Below are 16,932 nucleotides of genomic sequence, written 5' to 3'. Positions count from 1 at the left end.
GCACGAATGGCACGTTCGCGCAGCATCCCGCCGGGGAGCCGAACCCAAGCCCGGCCCCGCGCGATCGGCCCGTTGATCCAGACCTGCCGGGCGGCCCCGCTCGCTCACCAAGCCGGAATCCGGAACCTGCCCGCACGAACGGCCCGCTCGTCAACATCTATCGGACGAAAGGCCCGTTCGTTCGGCAACCCGACCATCCGGACCTATCGGACGGACGGGTCGCTCTCGTTCATCAACCTGGGCGCGGGGCACGCCTGAAAAGCGAGCGCCCGGTTCGTTGGGCGCGCCGCTGTTCGACGACGCACCCGACGGACCGGGCGCTGGCTCAGACTCGAGCGGAACCCGTCCCATCCAGGGACCGGTTCCGAGTTACTGCTACTCCTGCTCGAACCGGCGGCGGAAGCGCTCTTCCATGCGGCCGGTGAAGCGGTTCTTGTCGGGCTCGGCTTCCTTGGCCTGACCGGGCTGGCCGCCCGACCCGACCGAGGTGACCGCGAGCACGGCACCGCCGAGCATCACAAGGAAGCCGACCACGCTCAGCACCGGGAAGCTGGAGGCCAGCCAGAGTGCAGGTACGGCGACGCCAACGACGAGCAGCACCAGGCCGAGGACGAACAACCCGACGCCCTGCAGGCGACGGCGGCGCGTGGGCTTGCGCAGGCGGCCACCACGAACGGTGGATGCGAACTTCGGGTCCTCGGCGTAGAGAGCGCGCTCGATCTGTTCGAGCAAGCGCTGCTCGTGCTCGGAGAGGGGCACGGCTTCACCTCCGGCACTGGTCATCCTGTCGGGTCATCTTCCATGGTGCCGGAACGACGCGACGAGCGCCCGGGGCTGGGCGTCTACGCGAAAGGATACGAGCCTCACGGCCTGCCGACTAGCCGGACTCGTCAAGCGGAAGGGTCGATCTTCGACCCGGTCGGGTCGCAGACAGTATGAGCAGCACGATTGGGGCGTCAGGATCCCCCGCTCGCGGCTTGCGACGACCGGTCTTGGTGATCCACATGCCGCCGCAAGGCCGTGGGGCCCGTCAGACACACCCCGGGTGCGCCGTCAATCACACCCAGTTGGCCCCACGCCACCAGGAGGGTGAACCGGACGAAGCGGGCCGCGACACGCCGTGAACCGCCGATTCTCGGCGCCGAGCGGTCAGGCGGATCGGCGGGCCAGCGCGTGCAGGCGGGTCGCGATCTCCACCAGCGGGGAGGCGGTCGCGGCGAGGTCCTCCAGTTCGGTGACCGCTCGGGCAGCCGCGGGGCCGCCGTCGCGGACCGCTCCGGGAATCCACCCGTCGAGCACTCCGTCGCCCTGCAGCATCTCGACCCGCAACGCCCCACCCTGCTCCAGCAAGCCGCGCAGCGTCGCCGCGTCGAGCCGCCGGCGAAGCGCGTCGTCGGCCCCGAACCGGCCGTCCGGATCGGTGAGCACCGCTCGCGCCTCGGCGAGCCTGCCGCTGAGGGTGCGCGCAAGGACCGCCGCGTACCGGCCGACGACGAGCACCGACACCGCACCGCCCGGCGCGGTGGCCGCGGCCAACGCCGACACGGCCGCGGCCGCGTCGTCCACGACCTCGAGCAGGCCGTGGCCGAGCACCAGGTCGGCGCCGCCCGGCGGGACGACCTCGGCGAGGGCGTCGACGTCACCCTGCACAGGCGTGATCAGATCGTGGACCCCGGCTTCGCGCGCCCGCCGTTGCAGGGCAGCGAGCGCGTTGGGGCTGTTGTCGACCACCGTGACCGCGCATCCGGACCGTGCCAGCGGCACCGCCCAGGCTCCGCTGCCGCCGCCCACGTCGAGTACACGGGGGGGACGGCCCGGCGTTGCGGCACGCACCCTGGCCACCTCGGCGACCAGCGCCCGGTGCACCGAGCCCTCGCCCACCGCACCGGCCGTCTCTGTCGTCGCACCGCTCAGCATCGGAGCCTCACAACGGCAGACTAGTGCGATCCCGGGCAGGGTAGGTTGATCGCCGTGCAGGTCGTCGCCACGTTGAGCCTCAAGGGTGGAGTGGGGAAGACCACCGTCGTGCTCGGGCTCGCCGGAGCGGCCTTGCACCACGGGGTACGCACGTTGGTGGTGGACCTCGATCCGCAAGCCAACTCCACGATCGCGCTGGACGTGGGCTCCACCACGGCCACGGTGGCCGACGTGCTCGACGACCCGAGCCCGTCGGTGTTGCGTCGCGCGATCGCCCCGAGCGGCTGGGGCACCGGCCTCGACGTGCTGGTGGGTGCCGAGCAGGCCGAGCGGCACAACCACCCCGATCCGGGCCCGAAGCAGCTCATCAGGTTGGCCAGAGCGCTGGAGCGGCTCCACGACGTCGACCTGTTCGGCGGTCCGTCCCCCAACGGGGAGGCAGCCTCGGACAACGGCTCCGACGAGGGGTACAACGCCGAGCCCTACCGCCTGGTGATCATCGACTGCCCGCCGTCGCTCGGGCAGCTCACCCGCAGCGCCCTCGCCGCGGCCCACCGTGCGGTGCTCGTGACCGACCCGACGATCTTCGCGGTGTCCGGCGTGCAGCGCGCCTTCGACGCGATCCAGACCGAGCGGCAGCGCGGCAACCCCGACCTCCAGCCGCTCGGCGTGCTCATCAACCGGGTGCGCCCGCGCAACACGGAGCACGACTTCCGGATCAACGAGCTGCGTGAGCTCTTCGGTCCGCTGGTGTTCACCGGGGTGCTGCCGGACCGCTCGGCGATCCAGCAGGCCCAAGGCGCCTGCATGCCGATCCAGCGGTGGGACACGCCGGGGGCACGCGAGGCCTCCGCCGTGTTCACGCTCCTCCTGGGCCGGGTGCTGCGCAGCGAGCGCGCCCGGCGCACGGTGGCGACGGCGGCCCCGCACGGCGCGGGCTGACGCAGCGCCACCCGGGAGAACGAGCCGCCCGACGGAGAGCGATCAGCGCAGCGGCACCGACCTGCTGACGATGCCGACGAACTGCTCGGCCTGCCGCAACAGGTCGTCGGCATCACGGCGCCCCACGAGCCGCGCGATGCCGGCCTCGGCCGCCGCCCGGGTGTCGGAGCATGCGGCGAAGAACGCCGCCCACTCCGCCAGCTCTGGCGCGACCTCGGCGAGCAACTGCCAGACGTTGCGCGTGGACCCGCGGCGCGGCGCCGGACGGGCGTGCACCGCGAGCACGGCAGCCGCGGCCCGGAGCGCGGCGAGGTAGGCCGCGGGATAACGGAGCAGCGGCTCCTCCGTGCGATGGGCCTCGGCCAGCCCGTCGGTCGCCTGGCGGAGCAGCCCCAGCGCTGCGCGCGAGGTGGGCGCCGGGGGCGGCGGCCCGGCGGAGGCCCGCTGCGGCCCCCGCGGGTGCGGCACCCGCGCGGTGGTGATGGTCATCGTCGCCTCCCCGAGCCTTGTCGTTCCGTGAGCCCTTGTCATTCCGTCACCCGCACCAGATCCCAGACGCCGGGCCCGGCGCGCATCCGCAGCACGAACTCGCGCGCCGGTGCCTCCGGCTCTGCCGCCGACCGCGCCTCCACGCGCCAGCAGCGCAGCCGATCGCCACCGACGGGCATCGGCGACGGGAACGGCCACGGCGACTCCTCGATCCAGCGCTCGTGGACGTCGGTGACCAGGTAGCGCGTGCCCCGCCGGACGGGACGGCGCTCGAACTCGACCGGCTCGCCGTCCTGCCACCGCACCTGGATCGGCGTCGGCCGGCGCGACCCGAACACCCGACCGAAAGCACTCATCCGACTACGCTCCTCCCGCCCAGCAGCGGCACCGGGCTGCCGGTGGCGGGACGCTTCCCCCGCCCCACCACCGACGCCGGAGGATCGAACACATGTTCGATCCATCTCCAGTAGAGCGCTCTTGACCTCCCCCGTCAAGTCGCCGGTCCAACCGGAGCGGCGCGGGTGCGGTCCCCATGGTGTGATGGACGGGTGACAAGGGCTCCGGCACATCAGCTGATTCAGCTCGGTCCGGATGATCTCGCCGACCGACTCGCCGAAGCACTGCACGTGTACGTGACCGCGATGGGCTACCCCCACAGCACCGCACGGCACCGGCGCACGCTCTGGCTCGATCACTCCCGCAGGCCCGGCTGGCGCGCGGTGGGGTGGTTCGACTCCACCGGGGCGCTGCTCGGCATCGCCTACGGCTACACCGGGGGCCCGGGGCAGTGGTGGTTCGAGGAGGTCCGCCGCGGGATCTCCGCCGAGGGTCCCGAGGCCCACATCTGGCTGCGCGACTACTTCGAGCTGACGGAGCTCCACGTCCACCCCGACGCCCAGGGCCACGGGCTCGGCGAGCGCCTGCTGCGGGCCCTCCTCGCCCTCACCGACCGGCCGCGGGTGCTGCTCTCCACGCCCGAGTACGGCACCGAGCCGCCCGGCCGGGCGTGGCGGCTCTACCGGCGCACCGGCTTCCGTGACGTGCTGCGCAACCATCGCTTCACCGGCGACTCCCGCCCGTTCGCGGTGCTCGGCCGCGAACTCCCCATGTCCCCGGTCAGGTAGCCGGAGCGACGGGGCCGCCGGTTGTGGCACACCGGGGTGGCACGATGTCCGCCGTGCCGACGTCGACCGCTGCCCGCCGCCGCGTCCTGCCGTTGCTGCTGCTCGCCCTGCTGGTGGCCGCCAGTCTGCTGAGCGGCTGCGCGCGGGTCCGTGCGGCGCTCGCCGTGCAGCCCGACGACACCGTCACCGGCGAGATCCTCATCGCCACCCCCGAGAAGAGCGCCGACGACCCCGGGCCCACGATCACGATCCCGTCCGAGCTGGAGTCCGACGTCGACGTGTCGCCGTACCGTCAGGACGGCTACGCCGGGTCGGTGCTGCGGTTCTCCGGGCTCACCTTCGCCCAGGTCGCGAGCCTCACGCAGGTGGCGGGCCCCGCGGGCAACGCGGTGAAGTTCGACATGCGCCGGGTGGGCAGCCGGGTGCTGCTGGGCGGCGCCGTCGATCTCACCACCGTGCCGGTCGACCGGGCCGACTTCCAGCTGAAGATCGGGTTCCCCGGCCAGGTCGTCGACACCAACGGCGACATCGACGACAGCACCGTGAGCTGGACGTTCGTGCCGGGCGAGGTCGGCGACACCAACGCGGTGGTCGCGTTCGCCGACCCCAACGCGCCCTCGGCGGTCAACTGGACGATCGGGCTGGGCGCCATGGTGGCGCTTGCCGGTGCGGCGGTGGTGGTGCTCGCCCGCCGCACCCGCAACCCTCCGGTCACCCCTGGACGGTGACGGCGTGGCGCTGGGCCGCCAGCCCGAGCCGCCGCACCAGCTCCACCGTGGCGGTCGACCTGTTCAGCGTGTAGAAGTGCAGGCCCCGCACCCCCTCGTCGAGGAGGCGTGCGCACATCTCCGACGTGACGTCCATGCCGGCGGCCCGGAAGGCCGCGGGGTCGTCGGAGTAGCGCTCCAGGCGCTTGGTCAGCGCCGGCGGCACCGGTGCACCGGAGAGCTCCGGCCCGCGCCGCAGGGTGCGCACGGTGGTGAGCGGCATGATGCCGGGAAGCAGCGGAGCGTCGCAGCCGGCACCGGCGAGCCGGTCGCGCAGCCGGAGGAACCCCTCCGGCTCCAGGAACAGCTGACTGATCGCGAAGTCGGCGCCCGCCCGGATCTTCGCCAGCAGCCGCGTGAGGTCCGACTCGAGGTCGGGCGAGCGCGGGTGGCCGTAGGGGAACGCCGCGACACCCACGCAGAAGTCGCCGAGGCGGCGCACCAGCGTGACCAGCTCGTCGGCGTAGGTCAGGCCCTCGGGATGGGCCACCCACTCCCCGAGCGGGTCGCCGGGCGGGTCGCCGCGCACCGCGAGGATGTTCGAGATGCCGGCCGCGGCGTAGGCCCCGATCACCTGCCGCAGCTCGCTCACCGAGTGCGACACCGCGGTGAGGTGGGCCATCGGGACGAGCGTGGTGTCGGTGGCGATGCGGGCCGTGGTCCGGATCGTCCTGTCGCGGCTGGACCCCCCGGCGCCGTAGGTGACGGAGACGAAGGCGGGGTCGAGCGGCTCGAGCCTGCGGACGGCGCGCCACAGCTCGGCCTCACCGGCCTCGTCCTTCGGCGGGAAGAACTCCACCGAGAAGACGGGACGGTCGCCGCTGATCCTTTGGGTGACCTTCACAGGTTCAGCCTACGGCCGGCGGCGTCGTCGGCGCGCCGCACCGTGCCGACGCCGTTACGCTCCATTCGTGCCTTGCTCACCAGCACATCTGCCTCCCCGATGCCGCGGCGCGATCGGGCCGGGCCCATCGAGGTCCCCCAGGTGACCCGTACCGGAGCCCTCGACACCGAGCGCGACCCCTTCGGGGCCGAGGCTCGGGCCGTCGACCACCTGCTCGACGACACCGGTCTCGTCGTGGCCGTCGAGGCCGCACTCGCCGCGTTCCTCAGGTCGCGCACGACCGACGCCACTGCCATCGACCCCGCGTTCGCCGATGCCACCGACGCGCTCGTCGAATTCGTCCTCCAGGGAGGCAAGCGCATCCGGCCGACGTTCGCCTGGTGGGGCTGGCGCGGCGCGGGCGGGGCGGTCGACTCACCCGAGGCGGTCTCCGTGCTCCGCGCCGTCAGCGCGCTGGAGCTGATCCAGGCCTGCGCACTGATCCACGACGACCTGATGGACGCCTCCGCCACCCGACGGGGCCGCCCGACCGTGCACGTCGAGTTCGCCCGCCGGCACGTCACCGCAGGCTGGACCGGACAGCCGGCGCGGTTCGGCGCAGCCGCGGCGATCCTCCTCGGCGACCTCGCCCTCGCGTGGGCCGACGACATGCTGCGCGCCGCGGGTCTACCACCGTCCGCTCTGCTGCGCGCCGCGCCGCCGTGGCAGGCGATGCGCACCGAGATGCTCGGCGGGCAGTACCTCGACGTGCTGCACCAGGCCACCGGCGACACCTCCACCCGCGCCGCGCTCCAGATCGACCGCTACAAGACCGCCGCGTACACCGTCGAACGGCCGCTGCACCTCGGCGCGGCACTCGCCGACGGCCGCCCGGAGCTGATCTCCGCGTACCGGCGCTTCGGTGCCGACATCGGCGTTGCCTTCCAGCTCCGCGACGACCTGCTCGGCGTCTTCGGCGATCCCGCCGTCACGGGCAAGCCCGCGGGCGACGACCTGCGGGAGGGCAAGCGCACCCTCTTGGTCGCGGTCGCCGTGGAGCGGGCAGAGAAGCGGGGACAGCGGGCCGCGCGCGACGCAGTGACCGCGGCCGTCGGTGATCCGAACCTCGATGCGGCCGGGGTCGCCCGGATCCGCGACCTGCTCACCGACCTCGGGGCCGTGCAGACGATCGAACACCGGATCGCAGCCCTCACCGGCTCCGCACTCGACGCACTCTCGGCGGTCGAGATCGACGAGCCTGCGGCCACCGAACTGGTCGCCCTCGCCGAGCTCGCCACCCGGAGGAGGAGTTGACGCGCACGGTCCCCGGGCCGAGCGATCACGTCGTCGTGGTGGGTGCCGGCCTGTCCGGACTGAGCGCCGCCCTGCACCTGCTCGGCGCCGGGCGCAGCGTCACGATCCTCGAACGGGCGGAGCACCCCGGAGGACGCGCGGGCAGGCTCGACCTGCACACGGAGCGCGGCACCTACCAGGTGGACACCGGCCCCACCGTGCTCACGATGCCCGACCTGCTCGACGAGACGTTCGGCGCGGTCGGCGAGAAGCTCAAGGAGCGCCTGGACCTCGTCGAGCTCGACCCGGCCTACCGCGCTCACTTCGCCGACGGCTCCACCATCGACGTCCACACGGACGGCGCTGCGATGGAGGCCGAGGTCCGAAGGGTCTGCGGGCCCAGGTCGGCGGCGGGCTACCGGCGCACCCGCGAGTGGCTCACCCGGCTCTACGACGCGGAGATCAACTCCTTCATCGGCGCCAACCACGACTCGCCGCTCGACCTGCTCGGCCCCGACCTCGTCCGGCTCGCGGCTCTGGGCGGGTTCGGACGGCTCGGCCCGCGTGTGGCCCGCATGCTGCCCGACGAGCGGCTGCAGCGGATCTTCTCGTTCCAGGCGCTGTACGCGGGTGTGCCGCCACACCTCGCCATGGCCGCGTACGGCGTCATCGCGTACATGGACACGATCGGGGGAGTTTTCTTCCCCCGCGGCGGCATGCGGCAGGTGGCGCAGGCACTCGCCGACGCCGCAGTGGCCGCGGGGGCAAAGATCCACTACGGCCGCTCCGCCACCGGCCTGGAACGTCGTGGCGGCCGGGTCACCGCCGTCCGGCACGCCTCGACCGAGCAGCCGGAGGGCCGGACGGAGCGGCTCGCCTGCGACGCGGTGGTGCTCACGCCGGATCTGCCGGCAGCGCGCCGGATCATCGGGCGCACCCCGCGGCGCGTGGTGCCGTTGCGCCACTCTCCCAGCGCCGTGGTGCTGCACGCGGGGCTCACGCGCAGGCGCCCCGAACTCGCCCACCACACGATCTCCTTCGGCACGGCATGGCGGCGCACCTTCCGCGAGATCATCGACGACGGCCGGCTGATGAGCGACCCGTCGTTGCTGGTCACCCGGGCCACCGCCACCGACCCCGACCTCGCGCCCGCCGGCTGTGACCTGCTGTTCGTGCTCGCCCCGTGCCCCAACACCGACCGCGCCGCGGTGGACTGGGCCCGGGTCGGCCCGGCCTACCGCGACGAGCTGCTCGGCGTCCTCGAGGCCCGTGGCCACCCCGGCCTCGACGGGCTCGCAGGCGACATCGAGGTCTCACGCCTGGTGACCCCGGCCGACTGGGCGGGCGCCGGGCTCGCCGCGGGCACGCCGTTCTCGCTCGCCCACACCGTCGCCCAGACCGGCCCCTTCCGGCCCCGCAACCTCGTCCGCGGCCTGACCAACGTGGTGCTGGCGGGCTGCGGCACCACCCCGGGCGTCGGAATCCCGCCCGTCCTGATCTCCGGACGGCTCGCAGCCCAGCGGATCACGGGCCCGGCCAGGCGTGCTCGCAGGGTCCCCACCGGCGCCTGACAGGGGTCATGCGAGCATGGATCGCGTCATGAAGCCACCATCATCGGTCGACGGATCGACGCTGCCCGAGGCGCTGCCGGACGCAGCGCCCGCGGAGCGCGCATCGGCGTCAGTAGTAGCGCCGGCAGAGGGCGTAGCGGCACCGGGCGGGGGCACGGCGGAGCGGGAGCCACTGGCACCCGAGATCGCGCCGGCGTCCGGATCCGCGTGGCGCGCCCGCCTGGGCAACCCCCCGCGACGGCCACTGCTGCTCGGGCTGGCCGGATCCGTGATGATGGTGATCGGCGGGTACGGGGCGGGCGGGGTGCTCGTCCGCGACCCGTTGCTCACCAACTCCCCGCTCGGCTTCTGGCGCTACGGGCACGGGCGCGAGCTCGCCACCGTGCTCATCTACATCGGCGTCGCCCTCATGCTGTGGGCATGGGTCCAACTGGGCCGCGACGTCCTCGCACGCCGCGTCGGCGGGCGCGCCGTGCTCACGATCGCGATGGCATGGACCGTGCCGGTGCTGTTCGCACCGCCGCTGTTCACCCGCGACATCTTCAGCTACCTCGCGCAGGGCGGACTGTCGCTCGCCGGGTTCGACCCGTACGCGGTGGGCCCGGACGCGATGCCGGGTATCTGGACCGACAACGTCCACTACTTCTGGCAGGACACCCCGGCGCCCTACGGGCCGCTGTTCATCCTTCTCGCGAAGGCGGTGGCCTGGGCCACCGGCGACAACATCATCTTCGGCGTCGTGCTCATGCGGCTCGCGCTGCTGCCGGGGCTGCTCCTGTTGGTGTGGGCGCTGCCCGAGCTCACCCGCCGCCTCGGCGGCCGCGTACCCGTCGCACTGTGGATCGCCGTCGCCAACCCGGTGATGGTCATCCACATGATCGGCGGCGGCCACAACGACCTTCTGGTGGTCGGGCTGCTCGCCGCGGGCTCGCTGGTCGCACTGCGCGGCAAACCGGCGGCCGGGATCGCGCTCGTCACCGGGGCGATGGCGGTGAAGGCCAGCGCAGGCGTCGCACTGCCGTTCCTCGTGCTCGTGTGGGCGGCCCGGCTTCCGGGCACACGCACCGCACGCATCGTGAAGGCCACCGCGGCGGGCGTCGGCGTGTTCGTCGTGGTGTTCGCCGCCTGCACCTTTGCGGCGGGAGTGAGCCTCGGGTGGCTACCCGCCCTGAGCGCCCCGTCCATGATCGTGAACTGGATGTCGTTCCCGACGGGTGCGGGCGAGTTCCTGCACGCCCTCATCGGGCTCGCGGCGCCGACCGTCCCGAAGCAGCCGTTCATCAACGTCGGCCGCGTCATCGGGGCGATCGTCCTGGTCTGGATCGCCGTGCGGCAGTGGCTGGCGGCCCGCGACGGCGGCCCGGACGCCGTCCACCGCGCCGGGATCGTGCTGCTGGCCGTCGCCGTGCTCTCGCCCGCCACCCTCCCGTGGTACGTGAGCTGGGGAATGGCGATCCTGGCGATGGTCGCCTGGTCGCCCCGCGGGCTCGCCTGGGTGGTGTTCTGCTCGCTGATGCTGGTGATCGTCTACTACCCCAACGGCGAGGACGCCCTCTACAACTGGCCCTACCTCGCGGGATGCGCGCTGGTGGCAGCGCTCGCCGCTGTGTCGCTACTGCGTCCCGACCCACTGCGGCTCGCCGCGGGGGCCCGCTCCCGCAAGCCACGGGAGGTCGTGCCGATCACCGTTCCGGCCGCCCCCGCAGCCGCAGTACCGGCCGCCGGTGCCGAGCGCCGGACGGGCTGAGCTCGACGCCGCCGGGATCACCGACCCGGGTCTGCGAGCCGCCTACTCCCGCTGCCGAGACCTCAACGCGCGGCACGGCCGCACCTACTTCCTCGCCACCCGGCTCCTGCCTCGCGAGCGCCGCCCCGCCGTACACGCCCTCTACGGCTTCGCCCGGCACGCCGACGAGATCGTCGACGACCTGGGCGACCAACGGCCTGCCGAGGAGAAAGCGGCCCTGATCGACGCGCTGTCCGCGGAGCTGGAGATCGCCCTCGCGGGCGGGGCGACCGACCAGGCCGTGCTCATCGCCCTCGCCGACACCGCCCACCGCTACGACATCGAGGGGCGCCACTTCATCGACTTCATGCGGTCGATGCGAATGGACACGCAGGTCAGCGGCTACGCCACGTTCGAGGAGCTCGACGTCTACGTGCACGGCTCCGCGGCCGTGATCGGACTGCAGATGCTGCCGATCCTGGGCACGATCGTGCCGCGCGCCGAGGCCGAGCCGGCCGCCGCCGCGCTCGGCGTTGCGTTTCAGATCACGAATTTCCTTCGCGACGTCGGGGAGGACCTCGATCGGGGCCGGCTCTACCTCCCCGCCGACGAGCTCGCCGCGTTCGGGGTGGATCGCGAGCTGCTCACCTGGTGCCGCCGCACACGCAGGCACGACCGCCGCGTGCGCCGGGCGCTGGCGCACCTCGTGGCCCACACGCGCGCGATCTACCGACGTGCTGCTCCGGGCGTCGCGATGCTCGAACCGGTGTCCCGGGCCTGCATCGCGTGCGCGTTCAGGCTGTACCGGGGCATCCTCGACGAGATCGAGGCGGCCGACTACGACGTGCTGCACCGCAGAGTGACCGTCTCCAACCGCACACGCGCCGCGGTGGCGGTGCCGGGGATGCTGCGCGCCGTGCTCGCGCGGGCGCGTTCCTGAGCCTGCCGTACGACCCTGTCAGAACGCCATCGCCTGGGCGCGGCGCTTGACCTCACGGTGGCGGCCCGCACGCAGCGACGCCACCGGTGTGCCCGGCAGCGAGTCGTCCTCGGTGAACAACCACCGCAGGATGTCCGAGTCCGAGTAACCGCCGTCGCGCAACACCGTGATCGTCCCGGACAAGCCCTTGACCACGGCGTCGTCCTCGTCGAGGAAATCGGCGGGTACAACGACCTCGCCATCACGACGGAAGGACAGGAGCTGGCCATCGCGCACCAACTGGTGCACGCGGGAAACGGGCTGGTTGAGTCTCTGGGCGACCTCCGCGACGGGCAGCGTCGCCACGACCTCGGAGAGCACGGACACGTCGTTCACGAGGAACCACGATGCCACAGGCGCGGTAGGTCCGGCACCACCGTACGCGGACGGTACCGTCTTAGTGTGAACGCCCCGCCGGCCGCGCTGCTCGACGCGCGGTACCAGGTCGGCCCGGTGCTCGCCCGTGGTGGCATGTCCACCGTCTACCGGGGTACCGACACCCGTCTGGACCGCCCTGTCGCGATCAAGGTGATGGAGTCGCGACTAGCGTCCGACCCGGCGTTCCGGGCACGTTTCGAGCGTGAGGCCCGCTCCGCGGCGCGGATCGACCACCCCGCGGTCGTCGACGTGCACGACCAGGGCGACCACATGGGCGTCGACGGGCCGGTGCTGTTCCTCGTGATGGAGCTCGTGGACGGCGGCACGCTGCGCGACGTTCTGCAGGCACGGGGAGCGCTCGGCGTGCCGGCAGCGCTGGCGGTCATGGAGCCGGTGCTGGCCGGGCTCGCCGAGGCACACCGGCTCGGGCTCGTCCACCGTGACGTCAAGCCGGAGAACGTGCTCATCAGCTACACCGGCGAGGTCAAGGTCGCCGACTTCGGGCTCGTCACGGCCGCCGCGCAGGCCGGCGCCAGCCACGCCGGCTACATCCTGGGCACCGTCAACTACTTGTCCCCCGAGCAGGTCACCACGGGCGCGGCCGACTCGCGCAGCGACGTCTACGCGGCCGGCGTGCTGCTCTACGAGCTGCTCACGGGCGCACCACCCTTCTCGGGCGACACGGCGCTCTCGGTGGCGTACCGGCACGTCAACACCGACGTGCCGGCGCCGTCACTGATCGCCGGGGACGTGCCTCCCGAGCTCGACGACCTCGTGCTGCGCGCCACCCGCCGCGATCCGGCCGCCCGTCCCCCGGACGCCGCGGCGATGCTCGCCGAGCTGCGCCGGGTGGCGGTGCAGCTCGAGGTGCCGCGGGTGCCGCCGCCGGTACCGCCACAGCGCTCCCTGGAGGACCAGGACACGCTGCCCGCCATGCCGCAGCACGTGCCCAGCGGCGCCGGTGCCGCGCTTCCTCCGGGCGCGGGCAAGCGCACCGGCACCCGGATGATGCCGCGGTCCGAGGAGGCGGAGCACCTGGCCACGCCGGGCGGTCCCCCGTCTCACCTGCGCGCCCGGCGGCGCAGCCGACGCATCTTCGCCATCTGGGTGGCGGTGGTGCTCGTGCTCGCCCTGCTCGTGGGGGTGACGGCCTGGTGGCTCGGCAGCGGCCGGTGGACGGCCATGCCGTCCCTGGTGGGCCTGCAGCAGGCCACGGCGCAGCAGTTGCTCAGCGAGTCCGACCTCGTCGCGAGCATCAAGACGGCCCGCGACAACACGCAGCCCGAAGGTGCCATCACGGCCACCGATCCGCAGCCGGATGCCCGGTTGCTGCGGGGCAGCATCGTGGTGATCACGGTCTCCTCCGGTAGGCCCACCGTGCCCGCCGTCGCTCCCGGCACTGCCGTCGCGGCTGCCGAACAGGCCCTGCGCGACGGCGATCTCACCCCGGTGCGGTCCACCGAAGCCGACCAGTTCAGCGCCACTGTGCCGGCCGGCGCTGTCGTCGGCACGAACCCCGCCGCCGGCACCGCCCTTCCGATCGGCGCACCCGTCACGCTGGTGCTCAGCCGCGGCCCCGAGCCACCGGACGAGGACCAGGTGGAGGTGCCGTTCGTCATCGGGGAGCGGTATGACGACGCCTCCGACAAGCTCGACGACGTCGGACTGGACTCCGACCAGCACTCCCGGTTCTCCGACGAGCGGGGTCGCTCCCGCGTGATCGGCCAGGACCCGAGCGCCGGCACGCTGGTGGACAAGGGCAGCACGATCACCCTGGAGACGTTCTGAGCCCCCCGCGAGTCGCCCGCATCCCGTGCGCGACTCGCGGGGGTTCGGATCAACCGCGGAGCATCTCCGCCACGAGGAACGCCAGCTCCAGCGACTGCTGCGTGTTCAGGCGGGGGTCGCAGGCCGTCTCGTAGCGTCCGGCGAGGTCGGCGTCGGAGATCTCCTGCGCGCCCCCGAGACACTCCGTGACGTCCTCGCCCGTGACCTCCACGTGGATGCCACCGGGGTGGGTGCCGAGCGCCCTGTGCACCTCGAAGAAGCCCTGCACCTCGTCGACGATCCGGTCGAAGTGGCGTGTCTTGTAGCCGGTGGTGGACTCGACGGTGTTGCCGTGCATCGGGTCGCACTGCCAGATGACCTTGTGGCCCGACGCCTCCACCTTCTCGACGATCGGCGGCAGCACGTCGCGGACCTTGCCGTTGCCCATCCGGCTGACGAGGGTGAGCCGTCCGGGTGTGCCGTGCGGGTCGAGCCGCTCGACGTACTCGACGGCGTGCTCCGGCGTGGTGGTGGCGCCGATCTTGAGCCCGATCGGGTTGGACAGCAGCTCCGCGAACGCGATGTGAGCGCCGTCGAGCTGGCGGGTGCGCTCCCCGACCCACAGGAAGTGAGCCGAGAGGTCGTAGAGCCGCGGCTCGGGGCCGGTGGTGTCCATCCGCAGCATGGCCCGCTCGTAGTCGATGAGCAGGGCCTCGTGGCTCGCGTAGAACTCGACGCTGTGCAGGTTGTGGTCGTCGACCCCGCAGGCGTCCATGAACCGCAGCGCCCGCTCGATCTCCGCCGCGATGGTCTCGAACCGCTCCCCCGCAGGCGAGGTGCGCACGAAGTCCTTGTTCCAGTCGTGCACCATCGTCAGGTCCGCCATGCCCGTGGCGGTGAGCGCCCGCACGAGGTTCATCGCCGCGCTCGCGTTGGCGTAGGCCCGGACCATGCGGGACGGATCCGGCACGCGGGCGGCCGGGTGGGCGACGATCGAGTTGACGATGTCACCGCGGTAGGAGGGCAGCCCCAGAGCGTCGACGGGCGCGCTGCGCGGCTTGGCGTACTGCCCCGCGATCCGCCCCACCTTCACCACGGGCAGCGAGGCGCCGTAGGTGAGGACGATGGCCATCTGCAGGAGCGTGCGGATCGTGGCCCGGATGTGCGGCTCGGTGTTGTCGACGAAGGTCTCGGCGCAGTCGCCGCCCTGGAGCAGGAACGCCTCGCCGCGGGCGACCTGGGCGAGCCGCTCCTGGAGGCGGTCGACCTCGGGGGGCAGCGTGACCGGCGGCACGCTCTCGAGCACGGTGCGGACGTGCGCGACGTGCTCGCTGTCGGGCCAGTCGGGCTGCTGAGCGGCGGGCCGGTCGAGGGCGTCGTCAAGGCGAGCACGCAGCTCGGCGGGCAGGGGCGGCAGCTCGGGCAGCACTTCGACCGGGGCGTCGACGGTCCAGTTCACACCCAGCAGGGTAGCCGTGCCCACGGCAGCCGGACCGCGGGAGCCACCGACCCGAACGGCCTCAGGAAGCGGCAGCCGATCCGTTCGGCCGCGCGCCGGATGAGCGCCGATACGGCCGAACTGTTGCGTGGGTCACCCGAACGGCGCGGTTCCCGGGCGAGTGATCAGGGCACTTAGCGGTATGTCAACTCTACTGTGGATCATCGCCGTGGTTCTGGTGATCGCCGGCGTGCTCGCGATCCTTCGTAAGCAGCTCATCTGGGGAATCGTGCTCATTATCGTCGGCCTGCTCGTCGGGCCCGGTGGCGTCAGCATCTTCACTTAATGCCGAGAGCACGTATCGGTGGCCGCTCGCTGATGGTCAGCGGGCGGCCACCGCCGACTCGATCGCTTCCCACCGCTTCGCGTTCAGGCGGGCGTCGGCCAGTGCGTCGTGTGCGTCGGAGGTGGGCGGCGGGAGCGGGGGACGTCCGGCGTCCTCCCAGCGCTGCCGGAGTTCACGGGTGAACCGGGGCAACGCGCGCGGCAACGCCGGCATCGCGCCCCACAGCTGGCAGAGCGCCACGTGGTCGTACGCGGCGATCCAGGCCCAGAGCTCGACGTCGCCCGGCGCTGAGGTCAGGAACTCCAGCAGGTCGGCGCGCAGCCGGGCGCGTGAGCGCCAGGCCTGATCCGCCGGGGACGGGAGCTTGGGTAGGACGTGAGCCCGCACCCAGTCGCCCGCCCGGGATGGGTCGAACTCCGTGGACACGGCGTAGAACTCGCGACCGTCCTCTCCGACCACGCCGATCGACACCAGGTCGATCGTCGTGCCGTCCTCGATGAACTCGCAGTCGTAGAAGAAGCGCATATCCGTCCTGTTCCCGCTGGTCGACACACGACCGGCCACGTTCGGTCCGCACCGGACGGGCGTGCCGGGCCGTGCCGGCGGGCGCCAGGCGGCCCGGTCGTTCCGAGCGGGGCATCGATGACTGTATGTGGCGGTTCGTGATCGCTGCCGCCGAGTGTCCCGACCGGCACACCAAGATGCCGCCGGACGACAGACGCGTCAGCGGGTCCCCGACGTCCCTGCGCCCGGCCGGGGAGTGGTGGTACGGGGCTGCGTCTGGAACAAGGGCGGGCGTCGTGTGGTGGTTCTCGGGGTGGTGGTAATTCGTGGGGTCTGGCTCGCCGTCGTCTGGGGCGGCGCAGCAGTGGTGGTGACCGGAGGAGGCGGCGGGGGCGGAGCCGGCTGCTGCGGGGTGGGGCTGGGAGGGGCCGGGCGCCTGACCTTGGTCGCCACCACGGCGGCTCGCTCCGTCTCCGGCTCCGGCTTCGCGGTCGGCTCCGCGGGTGGCGGGGCATCCGTGGTTGCCTGCGGCACGGCCGCATAGGTGGAAGGAACGGAGGCGAGAAGCGGCTTCTCGGGGCCGCGCACGGAGGCCGACCACGCCGTGGTGCCGCCGACGACCACCACCGCGACCACGCCGAACACCGCCCATGGCGCCATCCTGCGGATCCAGCTCTGCGGCGGGGCCGGTGGCGGGCTCGTCACCACCTGGACGTGTGAGGTGGGTATGTCGTCGAGGCGGACGATTGACGTCGGTGAGTCGTCGCCGGAAGAAGGGGCGTTGTCCCGTCTGACCACATTGACCCATCGCGGCACCGGGCAAGGGTATTACACCGATTGCTGGAGCTTCGTCCAAGTGGGTGTAACC

18 protein-coding genes are annotated in these 16,932 nt (G+C 72.6%); 9 read left to right on the top strand and 9 right to left on the bottom strand.

The annotated features are described in order from the left end of the window. Positions 1–375: 375 nt before the first annotated feature. Together ACQPZQ_RS11780 and ACQPZQ_RS11775 are read right to left on the bottom strand one after the other, a co-directional pair. Positions 376–759 (bottom strand): DUF3040 domain-containing protein, encoded by a 384-nt coding sequence (locus ACQPZQ_RS11780; RefSeq protein ID WP_241039439.1) that lies wholly within the window; start codon positions 757–759, stop codon positions 376–378. Positions 760–1,149: 390 nt separating this feature from the next. Continuing rightward, positions 1,150–1,917 (bottom strand): SAM-dependent methyltransferase, encoded by a 768-nt coding sequence (locus ACQPZQ_RS11775; RefSeq protein ID WP_433294956.1) that lies wholly within the window; start codon positions 1,915–1,917, stop codon positions 1,150–1,152. 54 nt (positions 1,918–1,971) lie between these two features. Here ACQPZQ_RS11775 and ACQPZQ_RS11770 point away from each other — a divergent pair, with 54 nt between their 5' ends. Continuing rightward, the gene (locus ACQPZQ_RS11770) at positions 1,972–2,859 is read left to right on the top strand and encodes a ParA family protein (RefSeq protein WP_433294954.1); all 888 of its coding nucleotides are present in this window, start codon (positions 1,972–1,974) and stop codon (positions 2,857–2,859) included. 42 nt (positions 2,860–2,901) lie between these two features. Here ACQPZQ_RS11770 and ACQPZQ_RS11765 read toward each other — a convergent pair whose 3' ends face one another. Together ACQPZQ_RS11765 and ACQPZQ_RS11760 are read right to left on the bottom strand one after the other, a co-directional pair. Then, the gene (locus tag ACQPZQ_RS11765; RefSeq protein WP_433294952.1) at positions 2,902–3,348 is read right to left on the bottom strand and encodes an SAV_6107 family HEPN domain-containing protein; all 447 of its coding nucleotides are present in this window, start codon (positions 3,346–3,348) and stop codon (positions 2,902–2,904) included. A 38-nt stretch (positions 3,349–3,386) separates the two neighbouring features. Next, a complete protein-coding gene (locus ACQPZQ_RS11760) occupies positions 3,387–3,704 on the bottom strand; it encodes a hypothetical protein (protein WP_241039443.1) in 318 nt (105 codons plus the stop codon). A gap of 192 nt (positions 3,705–3,896) precedes the next feature. Here ACQPZQ_RS11760 and ACQPZQ_RS11755 point away from each other — a divergent pair, with 192 nt between their 5' ends. Then, positions 3,897–4,472: a GNAT family N-acetyltransferase gene (locus ACQPZQ_RS11755; protein WP_433294950.1), complete on the top strand. Its 576-nt coding sequence runs from the start codon at positions 3,897–3,899 to the stop codon at positions 4,470–4,472. 44 nt (positions 4,473–4,516) lie between these two features. After that, positions 4,517–5,200: an LppM family (lipo)protein gene (locus ACQPZQ_RS11750; protein WP_433294948.1), complete on the top strand. Its 684-nt coding sequence runs from the start codon at positions 4,517–4,519 to the stop codon at positions 5,198–5,200. On the opposite strand, the gene metF is transcribed toward ACQPZQ_RS11750, so the two are convergent. Further along, positions 5,184–6,083 (bottom strand): methylenetetrahydrofolate reductase [NAD(P)H], encoded by a 900-nt coding sequence (gene metF, locus ACQPZQ_RS11745; protein ID WP_433294946.1) that lies wholly within the window; start codon positions 6,081–6,083, stop codon positions 5,184–5,186. The genes ACQPZQ_RS11750 and metF overlap by 17 nt on opposite strands. A 210-nt stretch (positions 6,084–6,293) precedes the next feature. Here metF and ACQPZQ_RS11740 point away from each other — a divergent pair, with 210 nt between their 5' ends. Genes ACQPZQ_RS11740 through ACQPZQ_RS11725 form a run of 4 tightly spaced genes read left to right on the top strand, consistent with a single transcriptional unit; the run spans position 6,294 to position 11,592 of the window. Further along, positions 6,294–7,376, top strand: coding sequence for a polyprenyl synthetase family protein (locus tag ACQPZQ_RS11740; protein WP_433299134.1), 1,083 nt, complete (start codon positions 6,294–6,296; stop codon positions 7,374–7,376). After that, positions 7,373–8,926 (top strand): phytoene desaturase family protein, encoded by a 1,554-nt coding sequence (crtI, locus tag ACQPZQ_RS11735; protein WP_433294944.1) that lies wholly within the window; start codon positions 7,373–7,375, stop codon positions 8,924–8,926. The genes ACQPZQ_RS11740 and crtI overlap by 4 nt, the downstream gene beginning before the upstream one ends. Positions 8,927–8,954: 28 nt before the next feature. Then, on the top strand, positions 8,955–10,673 hold the full coding sequence (mptB, locus tag ACQPZQ_RS11730; protein ID WP_433294943.1) for a polyprenol phosphomannose-dependent alpha 1,6 mannosyltransferase MptB: 1,719 nt from the start codon (positions 8,955–8,957) through the stop codon (positions 10,671–10,673). After that, the gene (locus ACQPZQ_RS11725; RefSeq protein WP_433294941.1) at positions 10,651–11,592 is read left to right on the top strand and encodes a phytoene/squalene synthase family protein; all 942 of its coding nucleotides are present in this window, start codon (positions 10,651–10,653) and stop codon (positions 11,590–11,592) included. The genes mptB and ACQPZQ_RS11725 overlap by 23 nt, the downstream gene beginning before the upstream one ends. A gap of 18 nt (positions 11,593–11,610) precedes the next feature. Here the strand turns inward: ACQPZQ_RS11725 and ACQPZQ_RS11720 are convergent, their stop codons facing one another. Next, a complete protein-coding gene (locus ACQPZQ_RS11720; RefSeq protein WP_241039450.1) occupies positions 11,611–11,967 on the bottom strand; it encodes an Rv2175c family DNA-binding protein in 357 nt (118 codons plus the stop codon). Positions 11,968–12,033: 66 nt separating this feature from the next. On the opposite strand from ACQPZQ_RS11720, the gene pknB reads away from it, so the two are divergent. Beyond that, a complete protein-coding gene (pknB, locus tag ACQPZQ_RS11715; protein ID WP_433294940.1) occupies positions 12,034–13,797 on the top strand; it encodes a Stk1 family PASTA domain-containing Ser/Thr kinase in 1,764 nt (587 codons plus the stop codon). 49 nt (positions 13,798–13,846) lie between these two features. Here pknB and ACQPZQ_RS11710 read toward each other — a convergent pair whose 3' ends face one another. Then, on the bottom strand, positions 13,847–15,235 hold the full coding sequence (locus ACQPZQ_RS11710) for a class II 3-deoxy-7-phosphoheptulonate synthase (RefSeq protein ID WP_433294938.1): 1,389 nt from the start codon (positions 15,233–15,235) through the stop codon (positions 13,847–13,849). A gap of 181 nt (positions 15,236–15,416) precedes the next feature. On the opposite strand from ACQPZQ_RS11710, the gene ACQPZQ_RS11705 reads away from it, so the two are divergent. Continuing rightward, a complete protein-coding gene (locus ACQPZQ_RS11705; protein WP_241039453.1) occupies positions 15,417–15,560 on the top strand; it encodes a GPGG-motif small membrane protein in 144 nt (47 codons plus the stop codon). A 36-nt stretch (positions 15,561–15,596) separates the two neighbouring features. Here the strand turns inward: ACQPZQ_RS11705 and ACQPZQ_RS11700 are convergent, their stop codons facing one another. Next, complete coding sequence (locus ACQPZQ_RS11700; RefSeq protein WP_241039454.1) at positions 15,597–16,085, bottom strand: polyadenylate-specific 3'-exoribonuclease AS; 489 nt, start codon at positions 16,083–16,085, stop codon at positions 15,597–15,599. Between the two features lie 198 nt (positions 16,086–16,283). Next, positions 16,284–16,880 carry a hypothetical protein gene (locus tag ACQPZQ_RS11695; protein WP_433294936.1) on the bottom strand — a complete coding sequence of 199 codons (597 nt, stop codon included), beginning with the start codon at positions 16,878–16,880 and terminating at the stop codon, positions 16,284–16,286. Positions 16,881–16,932: the final 52 nt, after the last annotated feature.

The sequence above is a fragment of the Pseudonocardia sp. CA-142604 genome (assembly GCF_050948475.1).
GTDB classification, from domain to species: Bacteria; Actinomycetota; Actinomycetes; order Mycobacteriales; family Pseudonocardiaceae; genus Pseudonocardia; species Pseudonocardia alaniniphila.
This window is presented reverse-complemented; position numbering and strand designations above follow the sequence as displayed.

Excerpts from the sequence above, each read along its gene's own strand:
- ACQPZQ_RS11705 (WP_241039453.1), top strand. The coding sequence starts at position 15,417 with ATGTCAACTCTACTGTGGATCATCGCCGTGGTTCTGGTGATCGCCGGC.
- ACQPZQ_RS11750 (WP_433294948.1), top strand. The coding sequence starts at position 4,517 with ATGTCCGCCGTGCCGACGTCGACCGCTGCCCGCCGCCGCGTCCTGCCG.
- ACQPZQ_RS11775 (WP_433294956.1), bottom strand. The coding sequence starts at position 1,917 with ATGCTGAGCGGTGCGACGACAGAGACGGCCGGTGCGGTGGGCGAGGGC.
- ACQPZQ_RS11760 (WP_241039443.1), bottom strand. The coding sequence starts at position 3,704 with ATGAGTGCTTTCGGTCGGGTGTTCGGGTCGCGCCGGCCGACGCCGATC.
- mptB (WP_433294943.1), top strand. The coding sequence starts at position 8,955 with ATGAAGCCACCATCATCGGTCGACGGATCGACGCTGCCCGAGGCGCTG.
- ACQPZQ_RS11765 (WP_433294952.1), bottom strand. The coding sequence starts at position 3,348 with ATGACCATCACCACCGCGCGGGTGCCGCACCCGCGGGGGCCGCAGCGG.
- ACQPZQ_RS11700 (WP_241039454.1), bottom strand. The coding sequence starts at position 16,085 with ATGCGCTTCTTCTACGACTGCGAGTTCATCGAGGACGGCACGACGATC.